21 protein-coding genes and 1 pseudogene are annotated in these 25,017 nt (G+C 62.8%); 8 read left to right on the top strand and 14 right to left on the bottom strand.

Annotation, left to right across the window (positions count from 1 at the left end; genetic code table 11):
• The first annotated feature begins 14 nt into the window (after positions 1-14).
• From GEV38_RS00820 to GEV38_RS00800, 5 genes are all read left to right on the top strand, one after another.
• Positions 15-1,037: a DUF5924 family protein gene (locus GEV38_RS00820; RefSeq protein ID WP_015268494.1), complete on the top strand. Its 1,023-nt coding sequence runs from the start codon at positions 15-17 to the stop codon at positions 1,035-1,037.
• Positions 1,038-1,241: 204 nt separating this feature from the next.
• Positions 1,242-2,375, top strand: a complete 1,134-nt coding sequence (locus GEV38_RS00815) for an ABC transporter permease (protein ID WP_043935195.1) — start codon at positions 1,242-1,244, stop codon at positions 2,373-2,375.
• Complete coding sequence (locus tag GEV38_RS00810) at positions 2,372-3,163, top strand: ABC transporter ATP-binding protein (protein WP_054572514.1); 792 nt, start codon at positions 2,372-2,374, stop codon at positions 3,161-3,163. The genes GEV38_RS00815 and GEV38_RS00810 overlap by 4 nt, the downstream gene beginning before the upstream one ends.
• Before the next feature lie 3 nt (positions 3,164-3,166).
• Positions 3,167-4,105, top strand: coding sequence for an MlaD family protein (locus GEV38_RS00805; protein WP_015268491.1), 939 nt, complete (start codon positions 3,167-3,169; stop codon positions 4,103-4,105).
• Positions 4,102-4,728 (top strand): ABC-type transport auxiliary lipoprotein family protein, encoded by a 627-nt coding sequence (locus tag GEV38_RS00800; protein ID WP_054572513.1) that lies wholly within the window; start codon positions 4,102-4,104, stop codon positions 4,726-4,728. Before GEV38_RS00805 ends, GEV38_RS00800 begins: the two co-directional genes overlap by 4 nt.
• Positions 4,729-4,868: 140 nt before the next feature.
• Here GEV38_RS00800 and GEV38_RS00795 read toward each other — a convergent pair whose 3' ends face one another.
• From GEV38_RS00795 to GEV38_RS00770, 6 genes are all read right to left on the bottom strand, one after another.
• The gene (locus GEV38_RS00795) at positions 4,869-6,098 is read right to left on the bottom strand and encodes a nucleoside recognition domain-containing protein (RefSeq protein ID WP_054572512.1); all 1,230 of its coding nucleotides are present in this window, start codon (positions 6,096-6,098) and stop codon (positions 4,869-4,871) included.
• Positions 6,099-6,369: 271 nt separating this feature from the next.
• Positions 6,370-7,698 (bottom strand): glutamate/aspartate:proton symporter GltP, encoded by a 1,329-nt coding sequence (gene gltP, locus GEV38_RS00790; protein ID WP_003256981.1) that lies wholly within the window; start codon positions 7,696-7,698, stop codon positions 6,370-6,372.
• Positions 7,699-8,441: 743 nt separating this feature from the next.
• Complete coding sequence (locus tag GEV38_RS00785) at positions 8,442-8,912, bottom strand: inhibitor of vertebrate lysozyme family protein (protein ID WP_015268488.1); 471 nt, start codon at positions 8,910-8,912, stop codon at positions 8,442-8,444.
• A gap of 2 nt (positions 8,913-8,914) precedes the next feature.
• Positions 8,915-9,076 carry a DUF1328 domain-containing protein gene (locus GEV38_RS00780; protein ID WP_003252966.1) on the bottom strand — a complete coding sequence of 54 codons (162 nt, stop codon included), beginning with the start codon at positions 9,074-9,076 and terminating at the stop codon, positions 8,915-8,917.
• Positions 9,077-9,117: 41 nt separating this feature from the next.
• On the bottom strand, positions 9,118-9,408 hold the full coding sequence (locus GEV38_RS00775; RefSeq protein WP_015268487.1) for a hypothetical protein: 291 nt from the start codon (positions 9,406-9,408) through the stop codon (positions 9,118-9,120).
• Between the two features lie 174 nt (positions 9,409-9,582).
• Positions 9,583-10,404 (bottom strand): BON domain-containing protein, encoded by an 822-nt coding sequence (locus GEV38_RS00770; protein WP_015268486.1) that lies wholly within the window; start codon positions 10,402-10,404, stop codon positions 9,583-9,585.
• Positions 10,405-10,615: 211 nt separating this feature from the next.
• Here GEV38_RS00770 and algB point away from each other — a divergent pair, with 211 nt between their 5' ends.
• Together algB and GEV38_RS00760 are read left to right on the top strand one after the other, a co-directional pair.
• Positions 10,616-11,962 carry a sigma-54-dependent response regulator transcription factor AlgB gene (gene algB / locus GEV38_RS00765; protein ID WP_015268485.1) on the top strand — a complete coding sequence of 449 codons (1,347 nt, stop codon included), beginning with the start codon at positions 10,616-10,618 and terminating at the stop codon, positions 11,960-11,962.
• The gene (locus GEV38_RS00760; protein WP_015268484.1) at positions 11,959-13,740 is read left to right on the top strand and encodes a KinB sensor domain-containing domain; all 1,782 of its coding nucleotides are present in this window, start codon (positions 11,959-11,961) and stop codon (positions 13,738-13,740) included. The genes algB and GEV38_RS00760 overlap by 4 nt, the downstream gene beginning before the upstream one ends.
• Before the next feature lie 40 nt (positions 13,741-13,780).
• Here GEV38_RS00760 and GEV38_RS00755 read toward each other — a convergent pair whose 3' ends face one another.
• From GEV38_RS00755 to GEV38_RS00725, 7 genes and pseudogenes are all read right to left on the bottom strand, one after another.
• Positions 13,781-15,385 carry an EAL domain-containing protein gene (locus GEV38_RS00755; RefSeq protein WP_015268483.1) on the bottom strand — a complete coding sequence of 535 codons (1,605 nt, stop codon included), beginning with the start codon at positions 15,383-15,385 and terminating at the stop codon, positions 13,781-13,783.
• A gap of 122 nt (positions 15,386-15,507) precedes the next feature.
• The gene (locus tag GEV38_RS00750; RefSeq protein ID WP_013970322.1) at positions 15,508-16,296 is read right to left on the bottom strand and encodes an N-acetylmuramoyl-L-alanine amidase; all 789 of its coding nucleotides are present in this window, start codon (positions 16,294-16,296) and stop codon (positions 15,508-15,510) included.
• Positions 16,297-16,376: 80 nt separating this feature from the next.
• Positions 16,377-18,320 (bottom strand): GGDEF domain-containing protein, encoded by a 1,944-nt coding sequence (locus GEV38_RS00745; RefSeq protein WP_173895524.1) that lies wholly within the window; start codon positions 18,318-18,320, stop codon positions 16,377-16,379.
• 27 nt (positions 18,321-18,347) lie between these two features.
• A pseudogene (locus tag GEV38_RS00740) lies at positions 18,348-19,180 on the bottom strand (endonuclease/exonuclease/phosphatase family protein).
• 34 nt (positions 19,181-19,214) lie between these two features.
• Positions 19,215-19,847: a thiol:disulfide interchange protein DsbA gene (dsbA, locus tag GEV38_RS00735; RefSeq protein ID WP_003256950.1), complete on the bottom strand. Its 633-nt coding sequence runs from the start codon at positions 19,845-19,847 to the stop codon at positions 19,215-19,217.
• Positions 19,848-20,021: 174 nt separating this feature from the next.
• Entirely contained in the window at positions 20,022-20,639 is a 618-nt protein-coding gene (locus GEV38_RS00730) for a cytochrome c (RefSeq protein WP_003256951.1), read from the bottom strand.
• Between the two features lie 31 nt (positions 20,640-20,670).
• Positions 20,671-20,973 (bottom strand): cytochrome c5 family protein, encoded by a 303-nt coding sequence (locus GEV38_RS00725; protein ID WP_015268479.1) that lies wholly within the window; start codon positions 20,971-20,973, stop codon positions 20,671-20,673.
• Between the two features lie 201 nt (positions 20,974-21,174).
• On the opposite strand from GEV38_RS00725, the gene yihA reads away from it, so the two are divergent.
• On the top strand, positions 21,175-21,807 hold the full coding sequence (gene yihA, locus GEV38_RS00720) for a ribosome biogenesis GTP-binding protein YihA/YsxC (RefSeq protein WP_015268478.1): 633 nt from the start codon (positions 21,175-21,177) through the stop codon (positions 21,805-21,807).
• 422 nt (positions 21,808-22,229) lie between these two features.
• Here the strand turns inward: yihA and polA are convergent, their stop codons facing one another.
• Positions 22,230-24,977 carry a DNA polymerase I gene (gene polA / locus GEV38_RS00715; protein ID WP_054572509.1) on the bottom strand — a complete coding sequence of 916 codons (2,748 nt, stop codon included), beginning with the start codon at positions 24,975-24,977 and terminating at the stop codon, positions 22,230-22,232.
• Between the last annotated feature and the right edge of the window lie 40 nt (positions 24,978-25,017).

The following is a 25,017-nucleotide window of genomic DNA, read 5'->3' as shown; positions in this document are numbered from 1 at the left end:
TGTTGTAGCCCCCAATGCCCCAAATCCCCCACATCGTCCAGCGCATCATCGAACTGCTCAAACGCTACCCCGGCATCATCGCGCTCGGCGGTTTCCTCTCCGGCATCGGCAGTTTCATCCTGGTCGACCGTCAGGCTGGCCTTGCCAGCTGGGTAGCTGTGCTCATGCTGGTCAGCTGGCTCTGGCTGATGCTGGAAAACACCCTCACCGGCCTGTTCGCGCGCACCTTCAACCGCGAAATACCGCAGCCATTGCTGCGCTACGCGACACAGATGATCCACCAGGAATCGCTGTTCTTCGTGCTGCCATTCTTCTTCATCACCACCACCTGGAACAGCGGCCAGTTGGTGTTCACCGGCCTGCTTGGTGCCGCCGGGCTGATTTCGATCATCGATCCGCTGTACTACAAGTGGCTGGCACCGAGGCGCTGGCTGTTCCTGGCGCTGCATACCCTGACCCTGTTCGCCGCCCTGCTGACCGCGCTGCCGATCATCCTGCACCTGACCACCGCGCAAAGCTTCAAGCTGGCCCTGATCGCAGCCATGGCCCTGTCGTTTCCCAGCCTTGCCAGCAGCTTCCCGATCAACAACTGGCGCCGTGCCGTGGCCCTGGTGCTGGTCACCCTGTCGGTCGGCGGCGGGGGCTGGCTTCTGCGCTCCTGGGTGCCACCAGCAACCTTGTGGATGACCGAAGTGGCGGTCAGTACCGAAGTGCTGAACCGCCAGCCGGGCGATTCGCTGCACGAAATTGCCGCCAGCCGCATCCGTAGCAGCGGCCTGTACGCCTACACCGCGATCAACGCGCCACGCGGCCTGAACGAGCGGATCTATCACGTGTGGCAAAAGGACGGCCAGGAAGTTGATCGCATTGCCCTGGACATCCATGGCGGGCGCAAGGAAGGCTACCGGGCCTGGACCCACAAGCAGAACTTCCCGCCGAACCCGGTGGGCAAGTGGCAGGTGAGGGTACTGACAGAGGATGGGCAGGTCATCGGTGTGCTGCGCTTCAAGGTGGTCGATGACGCGCCCGCAGGGTGAGTTTAAGGGGGGCCCCTTTGCGGCCCATCGCCGGCAAGCCAGCTCCCACCGGGCCAGCGATAACCCGCTCCATGTGGGAGCTGGCTTGCCGGCGATGGGCTGCAAAGCAGCCCCCAAGGTCCGTGAAGACAGCACATAATCACCAAACAGCCCATGCCCGCTGCGCTATGATCAGGCCCTAAGCCTTAGCGCCGAGTCAGTAGCATGGAGCCGATGACCACCCCCAGCGCCACCCTGGACACCAGTAGCCAACCGGCTTGCCTGCGCATTACCGGTGACTGGACCCTGGCGCACTACGCCAGCCTCAAGCGTGAGAGCAAGCGCCTGCGGGCGCAATATGCTGCCGATACCGTCGCCGACCTTAGCCAACTGGGACGCCTGGATACCGCCGGTGCCTCGCTGCTGGCCGAACTGCTCGGCTCCGAACGCCTGTCCCGCTGCACCGATGGCCTGCCCGAAGCCAGCCGCGCCCTGCTCAAGAATGTCTACTGCTCGGTGCAGGACTACTGCATTCCGGTCAAGGAACCCGAGCGTAACGTGCTGCTGTTGCTACTAGAGCGCATCGGCTGCGCCGTTGGCACCTTGTGGCAAGACACCCTGCAGGTGCTCGGCTTCGTTGGCCTGATCCTCGAAACCCTGCTGCGCCGTGCCCTGCAACCCCATCGCTGGCGCTTTACCCCGGTCGTGGCGCACATCGAACAGACCGGTCTGGACGCCGCGCCCATCGTCGCCCTGCTGACCTTCCTGGTGGGCGCGGTGGTGGCCTTCCTCGGCGCCACGGTGCTGGCCGATTTCGGCGCGACCATCTTCACCGTCGACCTGGTGGCATTCTCGTTCCTGCGAGAGTTCGCCGTGCTGCTGACCGCCATCCTCATGGCCGGCCGCACCGCCAGCGCGTTCACCGCGCAGATCGGCTCGATGAAGGCCAACGAGGAAATCGACGCCATCCGCACCCTGGGCCTGAACCCCATGGAGCTGCTGGTGGTGCCGCGCGTACTGGCGCTGTTGATTTCGCTGCCCTTGCTGACCTTCATCGCGATGATCTGCGGCATCGTCGGCGGCGCGGTGGTGTGCGCGCTGACACTGGACATCTCGCCAGCCATGTTCCTGTCGCTGCTGCAAAGCGACATCGGCGTGCAGCACTTCCTGGTCGGCCTGGCAAAAGCACCGTTCTTCGCCTTCCTGATCGCCGCCATCGGCTGCCTGGAAGGCTTCAAGGTCAGCGGCAGCGCCGAATCGGTGGGCGCGCACACCACCTCGGCGGTCGTGCAGTCGATATTCGTGGTCATCGTGCTGGATGCGGTGGCTGCGCTGTTCTTCATGGAGATGGGCTGGTGAGTGGCCAGGAACGTGTGATCGAGGCCCGCAGCATCTGTAACCGCTTCGGCCGCCAGAGCGTGCACGAAAACCTCGACCTCGACCTGTATCGCGGCGAGATACTCGCCGTGGTCGGCGGTTCGGGCAGCGGCAAGTCGGTGCTGCTACGCAGCATCGTTGGCCTGCGACGGCCCGACGAAGGGCAGATCAAGGTGTTCGGCCAGGACTTGGCCGGCCTGCGCGAAGAGCAGCGCTCACTGGTCGAACGGCGCTTCGGCGTGCTGTTTCAGAAGGGCGCGCTGTTCTCTTCGCTGACTGTCACCGAAAACGTGGCATTGCCGCTGATCGAGCACGCCGGGCTGTCCCGCGCCGATGCCGAGCACCTGGCCGGGGTGAAACTGGCCCTGGCCGGGCTGCCAATCTCGGCCGCCGACAAATACCCGGCCTCGCTGTCCGGGGGCATGATCAAGCGCGCCGCGCTGGCCCGGGCACTGGCACTGGACCCTGACATCCTGTTCCTCGACGAACCCACCGCCGGCCTGGACCCGATCGGTGCCGCCGCCTTCGACCAGTTGATCCTTACCCTGCGTGACGCCCTGGGCCTGTCGGTGTTCCTCATCACCCACGACCTCGACACCCTGTACACCATTACCGACCGCATCGCCGTGCTGTCGCAGAAGAAGGTCCTGGTGGCCGGCCCGCTGGCCGAGGTCGAGCAGACCAACGACGCCTGGATTCAAGAATACTTTCATGGCCCACGCGGGCGCGCGGCCGAGCAGGCCGCCACCCGTGCCGGGCAGGAGCGCTGAGCAATGGAAACCCGAGCCCATCACGTTCTTATCGGCCTGGTCACCGTCCTGGTGGTGGCCGGCGCCATGCTGTTCGGCCTGTGGCTGGCCAAGTCGAGTGTCGACGACGCCTTCAAGGACTACGAAGTGGTGTTCAACGAAGCCGTCTCCGGCCTGTCCCGCGGCAGCCCGGTGCAGTACAACGGCATCAAGGTAGGCGATGTGTCCACCCTGCGCCTGGACCCGAAAGACCCGCGCCGGGTACTGGCACGGGTGCGCCTGAGCGCCGACACCCCGGTGAAGGAAGACACCCAGGCCAAGCTCACCCTGGCCGGCGTGACCGGCAACTCGTTCATCCAGCTCAGCGGGGGCACCCCGCAAAGCCCCGAGTTGAAAGGCAAGGACGGCAAGCTGCCGGTGATCATCGCATCGCCCTCGCCAATCTCGCGCCTGCTCAATGACAGCAGCGACCTGGTGACCAACATCAACCTGCTGCTGCATAACGCCAACCAGATGTTTTCCGAGGACAACATCGGCCACCTCAGCAACACCCTGTCCAACCTCGACAAGACCACCGGCGCCTTCGCTGGCCAGCACGGCAGCATCACCCAGGCCATCGAGCAACTGGTGCAGGTGGGCAAGCAGGCCAGCGCCACCCTGGCCGAAACCCAGGCACTGATGCGCAATGCCAACGGCCTGCTGGGCAGCGAAGGCAAGCAGGCAATCGGCAGCGCCGAGCAGGCCATGCAGTCACTGGCCGGGAGCACCGCCACCATCAACCGCCTGCTCGAGGACAACCGCGAAGCCATCGGCGACGGTGCCCAGGGCCTGAACCAGCTGACCCCGGCGATTCGCGAGCTACGCGAAACCCTAAACGCACTCAAAGGCATTTCCCGGCAACTGGAGGCCGACCCTAGCGGCTACCTGCTCGGCCGCGACAACAACAAGGAGTTCCAACCATGAAACCGTCGCTGCGCCTGCTGGCCCTGGCGGCCGCATTGAGCCTGGCCAGTGCCTGCTCGATCCTGCCGCAGAGCGAGCCCGTCGACCTGTACCGTCTGCCGGTGAACCAGCCCGGTCGCACAGTGCCGGCGCTGGACTGGTCATTGCGCCTGAACAAGCCGCTGGCCAGCGAAGTGCTGGCCGGGCCACGGATTGCCGTGATTCCCCAGGGCGATGTGGTCAGCAGCTACAAGGGTGCGCGCTGGAGCGACGCAGTGCCGGTGCTGCTGCGCAACCGGCTGCTAGACGGTTTCCAGCGTGACGGCCAGGTACAGCGCCTGAGTGCCGACGACAGCAACCTGCAGGCCGACTACGAGCTGGCTGGCGAGCTGCAGGCATTCCAGACCGAATACCTCCCGGGCGGGGCGGTGGATGTGGTGATCCGCTATGACGCACGCCTGGTTCAAGGCCGCAACCAACGCATTCTGGCCAGCAAACGCTTCGAAATCCGCCAGCCGCTGGCCGACAAGCAGGTGTCAGCAGTAGTTGCCGGTTTCGGGAAGGCCTGCGACCAGCTGACCGGGCAGGTGGTGAGTTGGACCATTGCACAGGCGGGTAGTACACAACCACCATCAGTCCGTTGAGTCAGGCCCGGTTCTATCTCCTGTCAGGGCCTCATCGCCGGCAAGCCAGCTCCCACAGGTACTTCGCATGCCTTGAAGTCTGTGAGGTCAAGGTGGGAGCTGGCTTGCCGGCGATGGGCCGCAAAGCGGCCCCAAAAAGGTCAGGCGAAAAACCAGTAACAGACGAAGATCGCCGCGATCACACCGGAAAACTCCGCCAGTAAGGCGCAGCCGACGGCATGGCGCACGCGCTGGATACCCACCGCACCGAAGTACACCGCCAGCACGTAGAAAGTGGTTTCGGTACTCCCTTGAATCGTCGCTGCCACCAGCGCCGGGAAGCTGTCCACACCGTGGGTCTGCATGGTCTCGATCAGCATCGCCCGCGCCGCACTGCCGGAGAACGGTTTGACCAGCGCCGTGGGCAAGCCCTCGACGAAGCGGGTGTCCAGGCCCAGCCCAGTCACCGCATGACGAATACCGTCCAAAGCCAGCTCCAGGGCGCCTGAGGCCCGCAATACACCCACCGCCACCAGCATCGCCACCAGGTAAGGCAACAGGCCCTTGGCCACATCGAAACCTTCCTTGGCGCCTTCGACAAAGGCTTCATACACCTTCACCCGCTTCAAGGCGCCGATCACCAGGAACAGGGTGATCACACCAAACAACGTGAGGTTGCCCAAGATCGACGACAGGCTGGCCAGCGCGGCCGCCGAAAGGGTACCGAGAAAGGCCATGAAGCCGCCCAGCAGCAAGGCACCGGGAATCAGGTAGGCAAGCACTACCGGGTCCCACAGGCGCAGGCGCTGCATCACTGCCACCGACAGCAGGCCGACCATGGTGGAGACGCTGGTGGCCAGCAGGATTGGCAGGAACACCATGGTCGGGTCCGCCGCACCTTGCTGGGCCCGATACATGAAGATGGTCACAGGCAGCAGGGTCAACGACGATGCGTTGAGCACAAGGAACAGGATCTGCGCGTTGCTCGCCGTGGTACTGCTGGGGTTCAACTCCTGCAGCGCGCGCATGGCCTTCAGGCCGATCGGCGTGGCGGCGTTGTCCAGCCCCAGGCCGTTGGCGGCGAAGTTCATGGTGATCAGGCCCAGGGCCGGGTGGCCGGGCGGAACTTCCGGCATCAGCCGGGCAAACAGCGGGCCGAGCACCTTGGCCAGCCACTCGACGATGCCAGCCTTCTCGGCGATCTTGAGAAAGCCCAGCCACAGGGTCAGCGTGCCGAACAACAGCACCATCACCTCGACCGACAACTTGGCCATGGCGAATATGCTCTCGACCATCGCCGCGAAGATGCCGGCGTTGCCGCCTATTAGCCATTGGGCCAGGGCGGACACTGCCGCCACCAGGAAAAAGCCAAGCCAAAGGCCGTTGAGCATCCGTGTGTTCCCCCTGAAAAATGCCCGAATGATAGCGTATCGGGGCCTGTGACTGGCGATCGCGATCCTTTGTAGGAGCGGCCTTGTGTCGCGAAAGGGGTGCCCAGCGCCCCCCAAGATTTCAGCTCCGCTGCACAAATTGCCGGGGCCGCTCTGCGGCCCTTTCGCGACACAAGGCCGCTCCTACAAGGGTTCGCAATTGGCTCCCAAGATCTCACAGGCAACAAAAAGCCCCGACAAGTCGGGGCTTTTGGTCAAACAGCAGTCAGGCTCAGCGCTTGGCAGCTTCGCCAACCATGGCCGCTTCCTGCTTGCCGGCCATCAGCGAGGCGTAGTACTTCTCGCCCTTGGCGGCGTCGTACATGCCTTCCCAGCGCGCGATGACCAGGGCTGCCAGGGCGTTGCCCACAACGTTCAAGGCGGTACGGGCCATGTCCATGATGCGGTCGACACCGGCGATGAAGGCCAGGCCTTCCAGCGGGATACCCACGCTGCCCAGGGTGGCCAGCAGCACCACGAAAGAAACACCCGGTACGCCAGCGATACCCTTGGAGGTGACCATCAGGGTCAGCACCAGCAGCAGCTGCTGGCTCCACGACAGATCGATACCGTACAGCTGGGCAATGAAGATGGCCGCGATGCTCTGGTACAGGGTCGAGCCGTCGAGGTTGAACGAGTAGCCGGTCGGTACCACAAACGAGCAGATCGACTTCGGCGCACCGTACTTCTCCATCTTCTCGATCACGCGCGGCAGCACGGTTTCCGAGCTGGAGGTGGAGTAAGCGAGAATCAGCTCATCTTTCATGATGCGCATGATCTTGATCACCGAGAAGCCGAACAGGCGGGCAACCAGGCCCAGCACCATGAAGGCGAAGAAGGCGATGGCGAAGTACACCAGTACCACCAGCTTGGCCAGCGGCAGCAGCGAGCTGAACCCGAAGTTGGCCACGGTCACGGCGATCAGGGCGAACACGCCGATAGGGGCGTAGTTCATGATCATGTGGGTGACCTTGAACATGGTCTCGGAAACCGCCTGGAAAGTACGCACCAGCGGGTCGCGCAGCTCTGCCTGCAGGCTCGACAGACCCAGGCCGAACATCACCGAGAAGAAGATGATCGGCAGCATTTCGCCACGCATCAGCGCTGCGAAGATGTTCGACGGGATCAGGTTCAGCAGGGTTTCGATGAACGCATGCTCATGCTGCACCTCGGCCGCGGTAGCCTGGTACTTGGAGATGTCCACTGTACCCAGGGTGCTCATGTCGATGCCGGCGCCCGGGTGGAACAGGTTGGCCAACACCAGGCCGACGACGATGGCGATGGTGGTCACCACTTCGAAGTAGATGATGGTCTTCAGGCCGATGCTGCCCAGTTTCTTCGCGTCGCCAACCCCGGCGATACCCACGATCAGCGACGAAATCACGATCGGGACGACGATCATCTTGATCAGGCGAATGAAGATGTCACCAGCGGGCTGGAGGACGTTGCTGATCCACCATGCCTTTTCTGCACTGAAATGATTCAGTAGAGCGCCGATTGCAACACCCAGGACCAGACCGATGACGATCTGCCAGGCGAGGCTCAGTTTTGCCTTCTTCATGTCTTTACCCTTTGTTCTAGTGGTCATGGGCACCCAACGGAAACGCGCGTAACAGAGCCGTTGGCTAGGTCACGGGCAGCAGCTGCTTCCGTCCGGCGACTTCATGTAAGGACACCGCAGGCGAGCGACAGGGCGCTCGGCCGGCGAAAAAGGCGGCAACTATTGCGATGGCAAAGGGGGAAATCTAATGCCTGAAGCGCATGACCCATGCCGTTTATGCATAACGTTTCTGACCAGAACGAGAGGTTCGCAAGTGCTTGATTTACAACGTTCGGAATCCCGAACAAGACCAAACCGCCATATTTAGGCAGATTTGGCAGGGTAAAAAGAACAGGGGCGATGGCTTGTTCGACAATCCGAATGGCCGAAATGCCACTTGAACAAGCGCCGAGCTGATCGAAAAAAATTGATGTGCGGTCGAGACAAAATGTGTCTCGAAGAGGAAATCGCGCAGGGAAGAGACGTTTCCTACATGGCTCCTCGGAAGTCAGGTCTGGTCAGATGCCCCTATGGCACCGCCGACCTGAAACTTCCGATTCCGCCGTTCCTGACCCGGCCCATGGCTGGAGGCACTCCCTGTACCCCTAGGCCACTCCGATCCTGCAACAATCAGAACAGCCCGGCCCCTTGGTCATGTGCAGCCCCTCCTCGGGGCGGCGCATCATAGAAGGCTGAAATATAGACAGGTTCAGCTTCTATTACGTGACAGTGCATGACCTTTCATCCGTACCGGCTACAAACGCTCAGTACCAGTTCGGGTCACGCTTGAGCTGCTCCTGCAGCATTGCCTTCATGCCGTCATCCGGCTCACCCAGCCAGCGGTACTGCGCGTGGCGGGTGGGCGACTTGTCGTTCGGCAGACCTTCGGGCACCTCCACGAGCATCCCGTAGGCATCATCCTTGTCCCAGCTGAACGCCACGATCAGGCGCTTGTAGGTGCAGTTGTCCTGGCCTTCGCACAGCGGGCCGACCAGGTACTTGTCGCCGTCTTCGGTGACGGCAGACATCTGCTGCTGGGAACTGCCGGTCAGATTGACCACCCAGTCAGGCAGGCGTTCCTCGCCTTTGATCGTGTCCTGCCAGGTTCCCCTGTACTCCGGGTCCGAGCCGAGCAACTGGTCGACCCGGACCTGGCCGTCATTGGCCGCCATCGCCGCCGCACTGCCACCCAGTAACAGGGCGGCAGCCAGGGCTGTCCAACGCTTCCTGCCCATCTTCAACCTCGTCCACGTCCAAAGAAGAAGGAGGCTACGAACAGCACCAGGAAGACAATGAACAGAATCTTCGCGATACCCGTGGCAGCGCCCGCGATACCACCGAAGCCCAGTACGGCGGCGACAATGGCGATGATGAGGAAAGTGATAGCCCAACTCAGCATGGTGGTTCTCCTTTCTTTTTCGGAATCGGTTCAACCGGCGGTCAGAACACCCAGCGGTCCTGGGGTACGACATTTTCCAAGGTGCCCGGTGACGCACTGGCCTGGCCGGTTGGCAGCGGGTCGGCGGCCTTGACCAGGGTGTTGGCACGGGTTGCCTGAATGTGCGTCAACAGGGCGGTCTGCGCCGCCACTTGCTCGGCCAGGCGCGCGGTCTGCCAGCTGTAATAGAAGAGGCCAGCGGCCAAAGTCAGTACCAGCGCCAGGCCGAGTGACAACACCTGGCGCAGGGGCAGTGCGGCGCTCTGCAAGCGGTTGACGGATTGGCAGTTCATGCCGGCTCCTCCTGCTGTAATTCTTGTTCAAACCTGAATAAGTAATTGCAGCCTGCATGCCAGCCTTTTGAATCAAATAAAATCCTTTCAAATCAAGTAGTTACACATAAAGGCGATAATCGACAGGGACGTATCCTGCACGATGCCTTCCGTGGGGTCGTGCGAATTGCACGATCAACCTTCGATCTTGGTCGCCACCTTGAGCAGGTCGGCATCCACCCCGCGCACGCCGATGATCTGCCTAGCGATTTCCACGGCGATGGTTTTTTGCTCGCTGCTGACCACTTCGCCTGAAAGCCGAACCAGCCCCTCTTCGCTGGCCACTTTCAGGTTCAGGCCATCGAGGTTGCGGCTGAAGCGGTAGCTGTTCTGGATCTTGTCGATGATCCAGCTATCACTCGGCTGCGGCCCGGTCGGCAGCCCAACCGGAGCTTCCCGGGCCTTGGCCATGGCGGCGGTATCGAGGCTGACCAGGTTGTTGACCAGGTGTACGCCCTCGGTGGTGCGCGCCACCACGCCGGCCAGCTCCTTGGCCTCGGCACTGTCGACCTTGCCGCGCAGGGTCACCACACCTTCGCTGCTCTGTACATCTATAGGTGCCTTCTCGGTTATGCGGCTCCATAGCAGCCGAGCACGGATCACGGCGGCCAGGGTGGCATCCTCCAGGCGCTGGGCGTAGGCACGCAACGCCAGCGGGCGCTCCACCAGCTGGGCATTGACCCGCAGTTGGTTGTCAACCTGCTCGATGCCACGGGTAGCCAGAGCCACATGCTCTGCCAGCTGGCGCTCGACGTCGTTCTCCACCTCACCGGAAAGCCGCGCCTGCTTGCCATCCACCTCGACCTGAATACGGAACGGGTCGAGCATGCGGTTCAGCGACAGGGCAGTTTGCAGGGCCCCCTCCAGGCGGGCGTCTTGCACCGGATCGGCGAATACCGGCGTGAACACCGGTAGCAGTGTGGCTGCCAACATGGCGGCTCGGATGGAAAAGCGCATGGCAGTGCCTCCTTTTGTAGGCAAAAACTGAAAATCCTCGCAACCAATGTGCCACCGTGCGCCTCTAAGAAAATCATCTGGATAACGCGGCCTCCACGCGCTGATTGGCCAGTGGCTAGCATGCAAAGGACAGGTTCCTTCACAATGGACCATGCAACTTGCCCGATTTTTCCCACACTAAATGAAGATCTTTCCTAAAGGAGCGCAGCACATGGAGTCAGCCCAGGACAACCAAGGCCGCATTCTGCTGGTGGATGACGAGTCCGCGATCCTGCGCACCTTCCGCTACTGCCTGGAGGACGAGGGCTACAATGTGGCAACGGCCAACAGCGCCGCCCAGGCCGAAGCCTTGCTGCAGCGCCAAGTATTCGACCTGTGCTTCCTCGATTTGCGCCTGGGCGAGGACAACGGCCTCGATGTGCTGGCGCAGATGCGTATCCAGGCCCCCTGGATGCGGGTGGTGATCGTCACCGCGCACTCAGCGATCGATACGGCGGTAGACGCGATCCAGGCCGGCGCCGCCGATTACCTGGTAAAGCCGTGCAGCCCCGACCAGCTGCGCCTGGCTACCGCCAAACAGTTGGAAGTGCGCCAGCTTTCCGCGCGACTGGAGGCCCTGGAAGGTGAAGTGCGCAAACCCAAGGACGGCCTCGACTCGCACAGCCCGGCCATGATGGCGGTACTGGAAACCGCCCGCCAGGTCGCTACCACCGACGCCAACATCCTCATCCTTGGCGAGTCGGGCACAGGTAAAGGTGAACTGGCCCGGGCCATCCACGGCTGGAGCAAGCGCGCGCGCAAATCCTGCGTGACCATCAACTGCCCGTCACTGAACGCCGAGCTGATGGAAAGCGAGTTGTTCGGCCACACCCGCGGCGCCTTCACCGGCGCCAGCGAAAGCACCCTGGGGCGAGTCAACCAGGCAGATGGGGGCACGCTGTTCCTCGACGAGATCGGCGATTTCCCGCTGACCTTGCAGCCCAAACTGCTGCGTTTCATCCAGGACAAGGAATACGAGCGCGTCGGCGACCCGGTCACCCGTCGCGCCGATGTGCGTATCCTCGCCGCCACCAACCTCAACCTCGAAGAGATGGTGCGTGAGAGCCGTTTCCGCGAAGACCTGCTGTATCGCCTGAACGTCATCACTTTGCACCTGCCGCCGCTGCGCGAGCGCAGTGAAGACATCCTGACCTTGGCCGACCGCTTTCTCGCCCGCTTCGTCAAGGAATACTCTCGGCCTGCGCGCGGCTTCAGTGATGAAGCCCGCACAGCCCTGCTCAACTACCGCTGGCCCGGCAACATTCGCGAACTGCGTAACGTGGTGGAGCGGGCCAGTATCATCTGCCCGCAGGAACGCGTGGAAATCAGCCACCTGGGCATGGGCGAGCAGCCTGCTGGTAACGCCCCTCGCATAGGCGCCGCGCTGAGCCTTGATGAGCTGGAGCGCGCCCACATTGGCGCGGTGCTGGCCGCCAGTGACACCCTTGACCAGGCCGCCAAGACCCTGGGGATCGATGCATCCACCCTGTACCGCAAGCGCAAGCAGTACAACCTATGAAATGGCCGCCCATGAAGCTGCGCACGCGGCTTTTCCTCAGCATTTCGGCGCTGGTCACCGTGGCCCTGCTCGGGCTGCTGCTGGGCCTGGTCAGCGTGCTGCAAATGGCCACGGTGCAGCAGCGACTGGTGCGCGATACTACCCACACCTTGGAAATAGGGCTGAAGCTGCGCCAGAACCTTGGCGAACAGTTGACTCTGATCCTCGATGACGAGACCGCCCCGGAAAACCTGCGGCTGCTGCAAGACAACTTCCAGACCCTGCTGAACCAAGGCCTGGACCAAGGTGGCGAGCGCACCGGCTTCAGCAAGGCCAGCAGCAATTACCAGGCCTTCCTCCAGGCCTACCGCGACAGCCCGGCGCCCTCCCGCAGCATGGGCGTTGACCAACCACTCGGGGCCGCGTTCAACCAGGTCCGCACCGATCTGATCGATTCCCACAAGCAGGCCTTGGAGCACATCACCCGCAGCGAGGAACACACCCGCGCCCACGCCCTCCTGGTCAGCGGCGTACTCGGCCTGATGGGTTTGGTGGTACTGGTACTGGGCTTCATCACTGCGCACAACATCGCCCGGCGCTTCGGTCAGCCGATCGAAGCATTGGCTAAAGCGGCCGACCAACTCGGCAAGGGCGATTTCGACGTCACCCTGCCGGTCACACAGGCCACCGAACTGAACCAGCTCACCCGCCGCTTCGGCCTGATGGCCGATGCCTTGCGCAAGCACCAGGCCACCAACGTCGATGAACTGCTGGCTGGCCAGCAACGCTTGCAGGCCGTGCTGGACAGCATCGACGATGGCCTGCTGATCATTGATCGCCAGGGCCGCCTGGAACACCTCAACCCGGTGGCGCAGCGCCAGCTGGGCTGGACCGACAGCCGCGCCGGCAGCAGCCTGGCCGAAGCCCTGCAGCGCCCGGAACTGGAACAGCAGCTACGGCAGGTACTGCGCGGCGGCAACCTCGACCGCCAGCCAGACGACCTGAACATGGACGTCGATGACGAAACGCGCCTGCTCGCCTACAGCCTGACCCCGGTCAGCCACCCGCAAGGGCCGATACTTGGCGCAGTGATGGTGCTGCATGATGTAACCGAGCAGCGCGCCTTCGAACGCGTGCGCAGCGAGTTCGTGCTGCGCGCTTCCCACGAGTTGCGCACCCCGGTGACTGGCATGCACATGGCCTTCGGTCTGTTGCGCGAGCGGCTCAAGTTCCCGCCAGAGGCGCGCGAGCATGACCTGCTGGAGACCATCGGCGAGGAAATGCAGCGCCTGACCCAGTTGATCAACGACCTGCTCAACTTCAGCCGCTACCAGAGCGGGATGCAGAAGCTCGAGCTGGCTCCCTGCGCCATAGACGAACTGCTGGAACGTGCACAACATCGCTTTGCCGAGCCAGCGGCGAACAAGCAGATCGAGTTGATCACGGAGCTGGAACCGCCGCTACCGCGTATCCAGGCCGATGTCGCCCAACTCGACCGGGTGCTGGACAACCTGTTGCACAATGCCATCCGCCATACCGCCAGCGGCGGTCGTATCCGCCTGCATGCACGACGGCATGCGGAGCGGGTCATCATCAGTGTCGAGGATAACGGCGAAGGCATTGCCTATGGGCAACAGGGGCGCATCTTCGAGCCCTTCGTGCAGGTAGGGCGCAAGAAAGGCGGCGCGGGGCTGGGGTTGGCGCTGTGCAAAGAGATCGTGCAGCTGCATGGCGGGCGCATGGGCGTGTTTTCCCGACCGGGGCAGGGGACCCAGTTCTACATGGCACTACCGGTCTGAATGTACCCTGCCCCCGGCCCCATCTTCGGTGCCGGATCAGTCAATGCTCAACCCGCCGCGGCAGCCGACCTCGAGTCACCAGTTCGGCAAACTGCCGGGCATTCAGTGGCCGGGCAAAAAGCCAGCCCTGGCCATAATTGACCCCTTCGCTGTTCAGCAGCACCGCTTGGTCTTCACACTCGATTCCTTCGGCAATCACCCGCAGGTGCAGGTCGTGAGCCATGCGAATGATATGCGGGGCAACACCGCTACTGGCGGCGTCGTGCCCCAAGGCATCGATAAACGCCTTGTCGATCTTCAGGCAGTCCACTGGCAGGGTTTGCAGGTACGCCAGGCTGCAATAGCCAGTCCCAAAATCGTCGATCAGCACTTGATGCCCCACTGCGCGCAGCGCCTGGAGGTTGTCGCGGGCCACAACCACATCGATCAGGCCGCGCTCGGTCACCTCGAAGGCGATCTGGCTGGCCGACACACGGTGCAAGGCCAGCAAGCGTGCCGCCACCCGCCCGATGCGCGGCACCATCACATCACAGGCCGCCAGATTCACCGAAATGTACAAGTTGGGGTGCGAGCGCAGTAGCTGCCCTAGCTGTTCCAGCACACGCTGCAGGACAAAGTCCGTGATCTGGCGAATCTGCCCGGTGTTTTCCGCCAAAGGGATGAACAGGTCCGGGCTGGTCAGGGTACCGTCCGGGCGGCGCCAGCGCACCAGAGCCTCGGCCCCGACACAGCGTCGGCTGTCGAGCTCGAAGATCGGCTGGTAGAGCACCTGCAGTTCGCCGCGACGCAAAGCATTCTGCAATTCCGAGCTCATCGACCGCCGCTGCAGGATCAGTTGCAGTACCAGCCAGCCGATGCAACAGGCCGCCAGTACACTGCCGGGGAACAGAAGCCAGAGCATGCCGTTCATCCTCAACGGCAGGCTCGCCCGCGGGGCGATCAGCACCAACTGGTAGTCCGGTGACTTGGTCGGCATTCGGTAGATCAGTCGATCGCTGAGTTCAAGCAGCGACTTGTGGCTGGTTGACCAGGCCGAAGGAGGCGGCCATACCTGCGGTGGGCCCAGCACGGGGATGGCCCGGGCACCGTTGTCCAACACCACCACCAGGCTGCCGCCCGGGGGCAAGTCGACCACATCGGTCAGGTGCCCACGAGAGGTGGATACCACGAACTTGCCCCTCCCAAGCATCAGCGCGGCCAGGTTCTCGTTCGGCTCGGTCGTGGTATTCAGCCAGTAGCTGTAGGTCGGCCCTTGAATGTCGGGGGCGCGCAGGGGTTCGAACGCCCGCTCATCACCGCGGTTTGAGCAGGCCACATCTCCATCCACGTACGCCGCTTCATAAATGAAGCGGGAACTCAGGCCTACCTGCTGCAATGCGGTCAGCATCGCCGGGCTGCAGCCGCGCAAGGGTTGCGCCTGCAGCAGGTCGACCCCTTCGCGCAACTGGCCGAACACCTGCTCGAGGCGCTCCAGAAAGCGTTCGCCCTGGGCGTTCATCTGTGCACTCTCGCTTTGCTTCATCTGTTGCAGGGCAATGCCGATGCTTGCAGAAAGCAACAGTGCCGCGCTGGCCAGTGCTGCCAACGTGGCCAGCATCCAGGGACGGTAAAAAATTTGGCGCAGCAAGGCGATGAGGGCTGACATCGAGGGCATCCAGTTGATTACTAGGTTATAGCAACTGAATCAGGAATCACCTTTGCCGTTTGGCGCTTCGCTACAAGCGCCGAAGGCCGCTCCTAAACAAGAGCCCGTCTCACCTTGGCAGATCAACGCATCCGGTTGAGCACCTGCAGCATCGCCGCCGTCTGCGCATCCGGCATGCCATCGAAGCGCTGCGGGCGGAAACGCATCTGGAAGGCGGCGATCACATGGCGGGTGGCAACATCAAGTACCCCAGTCTGCTCGATCGCATAGCCAAACCGCGCCAGCTCCTGCTGGTACCAGCCAACGCTCGGCGGGTTGACGCTGAAATAGGCTTGCTGCCGTGCCACGGCAGTTGCATCCGGCCAGACACCCAATCCGGCGTCGGCCAGGCGTTTCCACGGAAATAGCGGCCCCGGGTCAAGCTTGCGCAGCGGCGCGATATCGCTGTGGCCAATGATGTGCCGTGGCTCGATGTTGTTACGCTTGACGATGTCCTTGAGCAGCGCGATCAGCGACTGGACCTGCGCTTCGCTGTAAGGGTGCCAGACCCGCCCATTCGGCGTGTCGGTGAAGCCCGGGTTGACGATTTCGATACCGATGGACGAGGAGTTCAGCCAGGTCCGCCCCTGCCACTGGCTATCACCGGCATGCCAGGCGCGGCGGCTTTCATCCACCAGCTGGTACACCGTCGCCGGGCCGTCACCAATCAGATAGTGGCTGCTGACTTCCCCATGGGTCAGCAACGCCAGGGAACGCTCCAGCGAAGCATTGGTGTAGTGCAGGACAACGAACTGGATGCGGTTGTCCTGGTTGATCGAAGGGTGGCTACGGTCGATGCGCAGGCCGGTCGAGCAACCGGCGACAGACAACAGCAGGAAGGAAATCAGGGTTTTTTTAAGCGTGGAAAGCACGTCAGTGGCCTCAGCGTATGAGCGCTACAGTATAACGTGCTCCCCAAGGGCCGTGCTTGCCGCGAGTCAGCAGCTACCGGCTATGCCAGCTCGACACGGTTGCGTCCCGATTCCTTGGCCCGGTAAAGCGCCGCATCGGCGCGCTTGAGCACCTGATCGCCGCGCTCGCCGGGACGGAATGCACCCAGGCCGATGGACGTGGTGATCACCACCCGTTCGCCCTTGAAGTGGAACGGGCACGCCTCGACCGTGGCCCTCAGCATCTCGGCTATCTGGGCAGCGGCAGCCGGCGAGGTTTGCGGCAGCAGCAGGACAAACTCCTCGCCGCCAAACCGGGCGATGAAGTCATGGCTGCGCAGGCGCTTGCGCAACTGGTCGGCGACGATCTTCAAGACCTTGTCCCCAGCCAGGTGCCCATAGCTATCGTTGATACGCTTGAAATGGTCCAGGTCGAGGATCGCCATCGCCAGATGGCCGCCGTGTGCCTGCCATTCGAGCATTTCGCGCTCGACCCGCTCGCTCCAGGCCGCACGGTTGGGCAGGCCGGTTAGGGGATCGAGCAAGGCCTTCTGGCGCTGCTCTTCCAAGTGCTCACGGTAGCCGAGCGCCTCTTGCTCCATGTTCGCCACCCGCTCCGACAGCCCTTGCAGGCGACCAGCCAGCTCCTGTTCGCGGCGATCACGCTCATGCTTGTGCTCATCCATAGTCACCAACAGACCTTCCAGGCGGTTTTCCAGAATGTGCTTGAGGCTGTCGACGTCGGCGGCACCTTGCACACTGCTCTGCAACCCATCGACGTGCTCACGCAGCTGGGTATCCAGCTCGCGAGCGGCCGAGCTGTTGTCGGCATGGCCGGCGCTAGCCTCGTGCAGGTGGCTCTGGAAACCTTCCAGGCGTTCGTTGAGCTGCTGCAGGTAGGTTTCGAATTCGTGCTGGCCGCTGTCGGTGATCGCCAGCATGAGCACAGCCAGGTCATCCAGCACCGGTATCAGCTCATACCAGTTCAAGCCGCGGGCGACGCGTTCACGCATCTCTAGCGCCTGGGCCTTGTGTCGCTCTGGCAGGCTGAGGTCATCGAACAAGCCGATCAGAGTGTGCTCGATGTGCTCGGCAACCTGGCTGTAGGGCGGCTCCACCGCGTAGGGCAGGGCGTAGGGGCCATCTTCGCCAAAGGTTTCTTCGAGTGTTTGCGCCGGTCCTGCTTCAACCGGCGGCTCGCTGGCGATAGCTACCGCTGCCGGTACATCGTCCGGGAGCGGCTGCGGCAGCGGGGCTGGTGACAGTTCGGCCGTTTCGATAAGCGCCGGGCCTGGTGCCTCCAGCTCGGGCTCCGATATTACGAGGGCTTCGACAACAGAAGCTGAGGAGGCTGGCAGCGGCTGTAGCGCGTCCATGTCGTCGGGCTGCGGGGCATCGACACCGGCAGGTGCCGCCAAGGGCTGCGCCTCGGCAACCGGCAGCGCCAGAGGCACAAGCGCTGGCTCGCCTTGCACACCATCCTCGCGGCTGCCGAACAAGCGCTGCAAGAAGCCGGGGCGGGCCTCCGCCGCCGATTTGCCCAAGGCTGACAGCGCGCGGCCCTGCAAGCCGCTCAACTCGCCCAGCAACGGTGGCAGGTCGCGTGACTGGGCCACTCCGCCATCGAGCTTCTTCGCCAGCTTTTTCAACGGACGCGACACATCGTTCGGCAATGGCAGGCCTTGCAGCTGGTTGACCAGCGCTGTCAGCGCATCGCTGACCTGGTTCATGCGGGCTTCCCGACGCTGTTCGGAGTCCAGTACCGCCTTCTCAAGACGAGGAATCAACCCGGCAAGGCCGGCGTCCATGTTGTCGCTGCGGATGACCTCGCGCATTTCCTTCATGCACTGGTCCACCACCTTGTCGCTGCCTTCGGCAGCCAGGGTGCTGCGTACCAAACCACGACGCAGCAGGTCGAGACGGGCGTCCCAACGGCGCTCGAGCTTTTCCTGCTGCTCGATGCTTTTCAGGTATTTTTCTTTCCAGCGCTCAGCGTCTTCAGTCATGCCCGGGTCCGCAAACGGTGATGGCAATTAGCTCAGGACCGGCAGCGTATCCACAGTCAATGCATCAGGCAATCGAATCTCTACAGCAACGGGAAGGTGGTCGGAAATTGGCTGCGCCAGCACCTCGACACGCTCCAGCGTGAGGCTTGGGCTGAGCAGGATATGGTCCAGGCAACGCTGTGGTCGCCAGCTGGGGAAAGTGGCCTCGACTTGCGGGGCTATCAGGCCCAGGTCGCGCAACGGCGAGTGCTCCAGCAGGTCGGTTGCATGGGTATTCATGTCGCCCATTAGCACCTGGTGGCGATAGCCGCCAATCAGCTCGCGGATGTAGCCCAGCTGCAGAGTGCGGGTCTTGGCGCCGAGGGCCAGGTGCATCATCACCACGATCAGCGCATCTTCACCCTCGCCAAAGCGCACCAGGATCGCACCACGCCCAGCCGGGCCGGGCAACGGGTGATCCTCCAGCAGATGCGGCTTCAGGCGGCTGAGCACCCCGTTGCTGTGCTGGGCAAAACGCCCGAGGTTGCGGTTGAGTTGCTGGTACCAGTAGGGGAAGGCACCCAGGTGGGCAAGGTGCTCGACCTGGTTGACGTAGCCCGAGCGCAGGCTGCCGCCATCGGCCTCCTGCAAGGCTACCAGGTCGAAGTCGCCCAGCAGTTGGCCAATCTTCTGCAGGTTGCCGGCACGCCCGTTGTGCGGCAGCAGGTGCTGCCAGCTGCGGGTCACGTAATGCCGGTAGCGCTCGGTGCTGATGCCCACCTGGATGTTGAAACTGAGCAGCCGCAGGCGACCATCCTCAGGCAGGCCAGGGGCCTGCAGGTGATGCTCGTTGACCTGCGGCTGGTGCAGGCCAATGCCACGCGCGGTTCTGAAGCGGCGCATGGGTTACGCCGCCTACTTAGCGGCGCGCTCCTTGGCGATCAGCTGGTCGGCAACGTTCAGTACGCCTTCCGGCCCGCCGGCGGTACCCAGGTCGAAGCGGTACTTGCCGTTGACCACCATGCTCGGTACGCCGGTGATCTCGTACTTCTTCGCCAGTTCCTTGGCCTGGTTGACCTGGCCCTTGATGGCGAACGAATTGAAGGTGGCGAGGAACTTGTCCTTGTCCACGCCTTGGGTGGCAAGGAAGTCGGCCATGTCCTGCGGGTCGGTCAGGCGCTTGCGCTGGTTCTGGATGGCATCGAACACTGCGGCGTGCACCTTCTGCTCGACGCCCATGGCTTCGAGGGTCAGGAACATCTGGCCGTGGGCGTCCCATGCGCCACCGAACATGGCTGGTACGCGCTTGAAGTTGACGTCCTTGGGCAGTTTATCGACCCACGGGTTGATGGTCGGCTCGAAGTGGTAGCAGTGGGGGCAGCCGTACCAGAACAGCTCGACCACTTCGATCTTGCCAGGTACGGAAACCGGAACAGGGTTGCTCAGCTCGAGGTATTCCTTGCCAGCGACAGGCTCGGCGGCCTGGACGGCAGTCATACCGAATACGCTGGCAGCGACCAGCGCGGCGCTGAGAATCAGTTTACGCATGCTTTACTCCTGGGCAGTCATTGGTCACCACGACGCGACCTGCACTGAGACAGGCCGGGAACGGGCCGAGTTCTGTAGTGTAACGGCTGCGAACGAAAAAAAGGGCGGTCCGGCCGCCCTTTCATCATTGGCCTACAACATTAACTGAAGGTTAATGCGCCGACCGTAATGGCCTCAGTGCAGGCCCTGGATGTAACTGGCCAGCGCCTCTATGTCGTGGTTGCTCAGCTTGCCAGCGATGGTGCGCATGGTCATGGCATCGCCATCGTTGGTGCGGTTGCCTTCGCGGAAGTCGGTGAGCTGCTTGGTCACGTACTGCGCGTGCTGCCCGCCCAGGTGCGGGAAGCCGGCCAAGGCGATACCCGCGCCGTTCGGCGAGTGGCAGCCGGTGCAGGCAGGCATGCCTTTTTCCAGGTCTCCACCGTTGAACAGCGCCCGACCACGTTCGACCAGCTTGGGATCGGCGGCGCCCACGCTGCCTTTCTGGCTGGAGAAGTAGGCGGCGATATCGGCCAGGTCCTGGTCGCTGAACGCGGCCAGCATGCCGGTCATCTCCAGCACGGTACGCTTGCCCGACTTGATATCGTGCAATTGTTTTTCAAGGTAGCGCTGGCCTTGGCCGGCCAGTTTCGGGAAGTTCGGTGCCAGGCTGTTGCCGTCGGGATTGTGGCAGGCGCCACAGACGGCCGTCTTGGCCTGGCCGGCGGCGGCATCGCCTTTGACGGGTTGCGCAGCAGTGGCCGCACCTGCGACACCCAGGGTCAACAGCAGACTCACGACTAGTTTGTTCATCAGCTAATCCAACACGGCTAAGGGTGAAATGTTATGTATCGGGACTGCCACTCATCCAAAGGATGACCAAACGGTAGTCCTCGGCACTGCAGTCCATGCACAATCCACGCGGCGGCATAGCCTTGAAACCCTGGGTCACGTGCTTCACCAGTACATCCATGCCTTGCGCCAGCCTTGGCTCCCATGCTGCCCGGTCACCCTGCCTGGGTGCCTGTGGCAACTGCCCGGTGTGACAGGCCGCACACGTGCGGTTGTACAACACCTCGGGATCCTGTGTAGCCTGTGCGCTGAAAAACGGCAGGAACATACCGACAGCAAGCAGCCATTTCGCCATGCGGAACGACCTTCAGGGTTGGGGGCCGCGCTGCGTTCTGTTGCGCGAGCTATTGTTCGACACCCCATGCCCGTTCTCCTTCGCCGGGAGAATGAGCACACAAAAACTGGGGCATTATATACTTCCGCCATCCAAACGGAAACGACACCGCTTGCCAGGCTCGGGCCTATTGAGTCAGGCAACACCCACATCGGATATCCCATGCAAGTCAAGAACCCCATCCTCGGCCTCTGCCAGAAAGCCAAATTCGCCCTCAGCGCTGCCAAGGTCGAACAATGCCCGGACGACCAGGGTTACGAGGTGGCTTTCGCCGGCCGCTCCAACGCCGGCAAATCCAGCGCCCTCAACACCCTGACCCATGCCAGCCTGGCACGCACCTCGAAAACCCCCGGGCGCACCCAGCTGTTGAATTTCTTCAGTCTGGACGATGAACGGCGTTTGGTCGACCTGCCAGGCTACGGTTATGCAAAAGTCCCGATTCCGCTCAAGCAGCACTGGCAGAAACACCTGGAAGCCTACCTGGGCAGCCGGGAGTGCCTGCGTGGCGTGATTCTGATGATGGACGTGCGCCACCCGATGACCGACTTCGACAAGATGATGCTCGACTGGGCCAAGGCCAGCAGCATGCCGATGCACATCCTGCTGACCAAGGCCGACAAGCTGACCCACGGCGCGGGCAAGAACACCCTGCTCAAGGTGCAGTCGGAAATCCGCAAGGGTTGGGGCGATGGCGTGACCATCCAGCTGTTCTCGGCGCCCAAGCGCCTGGGCGTGGAAGAGGCGTACCGGGTGCTGGCGGACTGGATGGAGCTGGAAGACAAGCCAGTAGCCTGAGGCCCGCACCGCTCGTTGTAGGAGCAGCCTTGTGCTGCGAAGAGGCCATGACAGGCTGTATAGGTCTGTTGGCTGTACCGGCCCTTTCGCAGCACAAGGCTGTTCCTACAGGGGTAGCTGCGCCATCAGGTCAAATTCCGGGCAAAAAAAACCCCGGACTTCGTATGGGGAGGGGGAAGTTCGGGGTCCAAGTCCGGACCGCTAGGGCGGGGTCCAGATATCTGCCAACACTTAACACAACATAGGAGCATCGAAAGGCTTCACCAGCCATTCAGTTACTCTGAGTTCCGCTTCACCGGTTTAGTTCCAGAGCCCTGAAAACTATTTGCGATAGTTTCATGAAACCTCAGCACCGCTGGCACTGAGCAGTGCCAAGATCCGCATCCCTACGACACGGATCCTACACAGCTTTCCCCACCCGATCAGTGAGCTTCGTCCCAATTCGCACCAATTCCTGCCTCGACCAGCAGCGGCACATCCAGTTGCGCGGCCTTGCTCATGTGCTGGCGAATTTCATCTTTCACCTGCTCCACCAGGTCCTCGCGCACTTCCAGCACCAGTTCGTCGTGCACCTGCAGGATCACCCGTGCATCCAGCCCGCTCTCGCTCAGCCAGTTATCCACATTGACCATGGCCCGCTTGATGATGTCGGCTGCAGTACCCTGCATCGGGGCGTTGATCGCCGTGCGCTCGGCGCCTCTGCGCAGGGCCGGGTTCTTGGCATTGATATCCGGCAGGTACAGGCGGCGGCCGAACAGGGTTTCTACAAAGCCTTGCTCCGCCGCCTGGGCGCGGGTGCGCTCCATGTACGCCAACACGCCCGGGTAGCGGGCGAAGTAGCGGTCGATGTAATCCTGCGACTGCTTGCGGTCTACGCCGATCTGCTTGGCCAGGCCAAAGGCGCTCATGCCGTAGATCAGGCCGAAGTTGATGGCCTTGGCACTGCGGCGCTGATCGGTGGTGACGTCTTCCAGGGCTACGCCGAATACTTCCGCCGCCGTGGCGCGGTGCACGTCCAGGTTGTTGCGGAAGGCATGCAGCAAGCCTTCGTCCTTGGCCAGGTGGGCCATGATACGCAACTCGATCTGCGAGTAGTCCGCCGCCAGCAGCTTGTAACCCGGGCTGGCAACGAAAGCCTGGCGGATGCGCCGGCCTTCGGCAGTACGGATCGGGATGTTCTGCAGGTTCGGGTCGCTGGACGACAGTCGACCGGTGGCCGCCACCGCCTGCTGGTATGAGGTGTGGATACGCCCGGTGCGCGGGTTGATCTGCCCCGGCAGCTTGTCGGTGTAGGTGCTCTTGAGCTTGCTCAGGCTGCGGTACTGCATCAGTACCTCCGGCAGCGGGTAACCTTGCTCGGCCAGTTCGTCGAGCACCGCTTCTGCCGTGGATGGCTGGCCCTTGGTGGTCTTGCTCAGCACCGGCATGCCCAGCTTGTCGTAGAGGATCGCGCCCAGTTGCTTGGGCGAGCCGAGGTTGAACTCCTCACCGGCCAGCTCATAGGCGCGCTGCTCGAGTTCGGCCATCTTTAGCCCCAGTTCACCGCTCTGCACCTGCAGCAACGCGGCATCGACCAGCGCCCCCTGGCGCTCGATCTTGGCCAGCACCGGCACCAACGGCATCTCGATGTCCATCAACACCGGCTGCACGCTTGGCGTCTGTGCCAGGCGCGCCTGCAGCGCCTGGTGCAGGCGCAGGGTGATGTCGGCATCTTCGGCAGCGTAGGGGCCGGCCTTGTCCAGGTGGATCTGGTTGAAGGTCAGCTGCTTGGCGCCCTTGCCGGCGATATCCTCGAAGGCAATGGTGGTATGGTCGAGGTACTTCTGCGCCAGGCTGTCCATGTCGTGACGGGTGGCGGTGGAGTTCAGCACGTACGACTCGAGCATGGTGTCGTAGGCAACGCCGCGCATTTCGATAGCGGGCGAGCCATTGGCAAGGATGTTGATATCGTACTTGGCGTTCTGCCCGACCTTGGCCTTGGCCGGGTCTTCCAGCAGTGGCTTCAGCGCCTGCAGCACGGCAGTGCGGTCCAACTGGGCCGGCGCGCCTTCATAGTCGTGGGCCAGCGGCACATAGGCCGCTTCGTGCGGTTCAACGGCGAACGACAGGCCGACCAGCTGGGCCTGCTGAGCGTCCAGGCCGGTGGTCTCGGTGTCGAAAGCGAACAATGGCGCCTGGCGCAGCTTCTCCAGCCAGAAGTCGAAACGGGCCTGGTCGAGAATGGTTTCGTACCTGGGCTCGACCTTGGCCACCTGCTCCGCGACCGGCGCGATTTCGTCACCGGCCTTGGCAGCGTCACGCTGCACCTCGGCGATCCAGCTCTTGAATTCCATCTCGGTGTACAGCGCCAGCAACGCGTCGCGATCAGGTTCGCCGCACACCAGGGCATCTACTTCGATATCCAGCGGCACATCGACCTTGATGGTAGCCAGCTCATAGGACAGGAACGCCGCGTCGCGGTGCTCTTCCAGCTTGGCCGGCAGGGTCTTGGCGCCGCGAATGGCCAGCGTCGGGACCTTGTCCAGGTTAGCGTACAGGTCGCTGAGACCGCCGCCGATACCGGTCAGCAGGCCCACCGCGGTTTTTTCGCCCACGCCCGGCACACCGGGGATGTTGTCGACCTTGTCGCCCATCAGCGCCAAAAAGTCGATGATATGTTCCGGGCCGACGCCAAATTTCTCGTGCACGCCAGCCACGTCCAGCACGCTTCCGGTCATGGTGTTGACCAAGGTAATGTGCCCGTCCACCAGCTGCGCCATGTCCTTGTCACCGGTCGAGATGATCACCGGGCGGTCCAACGCGGCGCTGCTGCGCGCCAGGGTGCCGATCACGTCGTCGGCCTCGACCCCCTCGACGCACAGCAGCGGGTAGCCCAGCGCCTTGACGCTGGCGTGCAGCGGCTCGATCTGTACCCGCAGGTCGTCAGGCATGCTCGGGCGGTTTGCCTTGTATTCAGCGAACATGGCATCGCGGAAGGTGCCACCCTTGGCATCGAACACCACCGCGAACAGGCTGTCGGGGTATTGCTTGCGCAGGCTCTTGAGCATGTTCAGCACCCCCTTCACCGCGCCGGTCGGCATGCCCTTGGAGGTAGTCAACGGCGGCAGCGCGTGGAAGGCGCGGTACAGGTAGGAGGAACCGTCCACCAGGACGAGGGGCGCTTGGCTCATGAGCAGAATCAACCTTTTCGACGGGTCCGGCGCTAGAATA

It is taken from the genome of Pseudomonas sp. 13159349, from assembly GCF_013305685.1.
In the GTDB taxonomy this organism is placed as follows: domain Bacteria; phylum Pseudomonadota; class Gammaproteobacteria; order Pseudomonadales; family Pseudomonadaceae; genus Aquipseudomonas; species Aquipseudomonas asiatica.
Note: the sequence above shows the minus strand (reverse complement) of the source record. Positions and strands in the feature narration are given on the sequence as shown.

What these genes read in the sequence shown, in the direction of transcription:
- GEV38_RS00820 (WP_015268494.1), top strand. Translation starts at nt 15, where the DNA reads ATGCCCCAAATCCCCCACATCGTCCAGCGCATCATCGAACTGCTCAAA.
- GEV38_RS00805 (WP_015268491.1), top strand. Translation starts at nt 3,167, where the DNA reads ATGGAAACCCGAGCCCATCACGTTCTTATCGGCCTGGTCACCGTCCTG.
- yihA (WP_015268478.1), top strand. Translation starts at nt 21,175, where the DNA reads ATGCAAGTCAAGAACCCCATCCTCGGCCTCTGCCAGAAAGCCAAATTC.
- GEV38_RS00725 (WP_015268479.1), bottom strand. Translation starts at nt 20,973, where the DNA reads ATGGCGAAATGGCTGCTTGCTGTCGGTATGTTCCTGCCGTTTTTCAGC.
- GEV38_RS00785 (WP_015268488.1), bottom strand. Translation starts at nt 8,912, where the DNA reads ATGGGCAGGAAGCGTTGGACAGCCCTGGCTGCCGCCCTGTTACTGGGT.
- GEV38_RS00745 (WP_173895524.1), bottom strand. Translation starts at nt 18,320, where the DNA reads ATGACTGAAGACGCTGAGCGCTGGAAAGAAAAATACCTGAAAAGCATC.
- GEV38_RS00760 (WP_015268484.1), top strand. Translation starts at nt 11,959, where the DNA reads ATGAAATGGCCGCCCATGAAGCTGCGCACGCGGCTTTTCCTCAGCATT.
- gltP (WP_003256981.1), bottom strand. Translation starts at nt 7,698, where the DNA reads ATGAAGAAGGCAAAACTGAGCCTCGCCTGGCAGATCGTCATCGGTCTG.
- GEV38_RS00800 (WP_054572513.1), top strand. Translation starts at nt 4,102, where the DNA reads ATGAAACCGTCGCTGCGCCTGCTGGCCCTGGCGGCCGCATTGAGCCTG.
- GEV38_RS00770 (WP_015268486.1), bottom strand. Translation starts at nt 10,404, where the DNA reads ATGCGCTTTTCCATCCGAGCCGCCATGTTGGCAGCCACACTGCTACCG.
- GEV38_RS00730 (WP_003256951.1), bottom strand. Translation starts at nt 20,639, where the DNA reads ATGAACAAACTAGTCGTGAGTCTGCTGTTGACCCTGGGTGTCGCAGGT.
- GEV38_RS00815 (WP_043935195.1), top strand. Translation starts at nt 1,242, where the DNA reads ATGGAGCCGATGACCACCCCCAGCGCCACCCTGGACACCAGTAGCCAA.
- GEV38_RS00780 (WP_003252966.1), bottom strand. Translation starts at nt 9,076, where the DNA reads ATGCTGAGTTGGGCTATCACTTTCCTCATCATCGCCATTGTCGCCGCC.
- GEV38_RS00755 (WP_015268483.1), bottom strand. Translation starts at nt 15,385, where the DNA reads ATGTCAGCCCTCATCGCCTTGCTGCGCCAAATTTTTTACCGTCCCTGG.
- polA (WP_054572509.1), bottom strand. Translation starts at nt 24,977, where the DNA reads ATGAGCCAAGCGCCCCTCGTCCTGGTGGACGGTTCCTCCTACCTGTAC.
- dsbA (WP_003256950.1), bottom strand. Translation starts at nt 19,847, where the DNA reads ATGCGTAAACTGATTCTCAGCGCCGCGCTGGTCGCTGCCAGCGTATTC.
- algB (WP_015268485.1), top strand. Translation starts at nt 10,616, where the DNA reads ATGGAGTCAGCCCAGGACAACCAAGGCCGCATTCTGCTGGTGGATGAC.
- GEV38_RS00795 (WP_054572512.1), bottom strand. Translation starts at nt 6,098, where the DNA reads ATGCTCAACGGCCTTTGGCTTGGCTTTTTCCTGGTGGCGGCAGTGTCC.
- GEV38_RS00775 (WP_015268487.1), bottom strand. Translation starts at nt 9,408, where the DNA reads ATGAACTGCCAATCCGTCAACCGCTTGCAGAGCGCCGCACTGCCCCTG.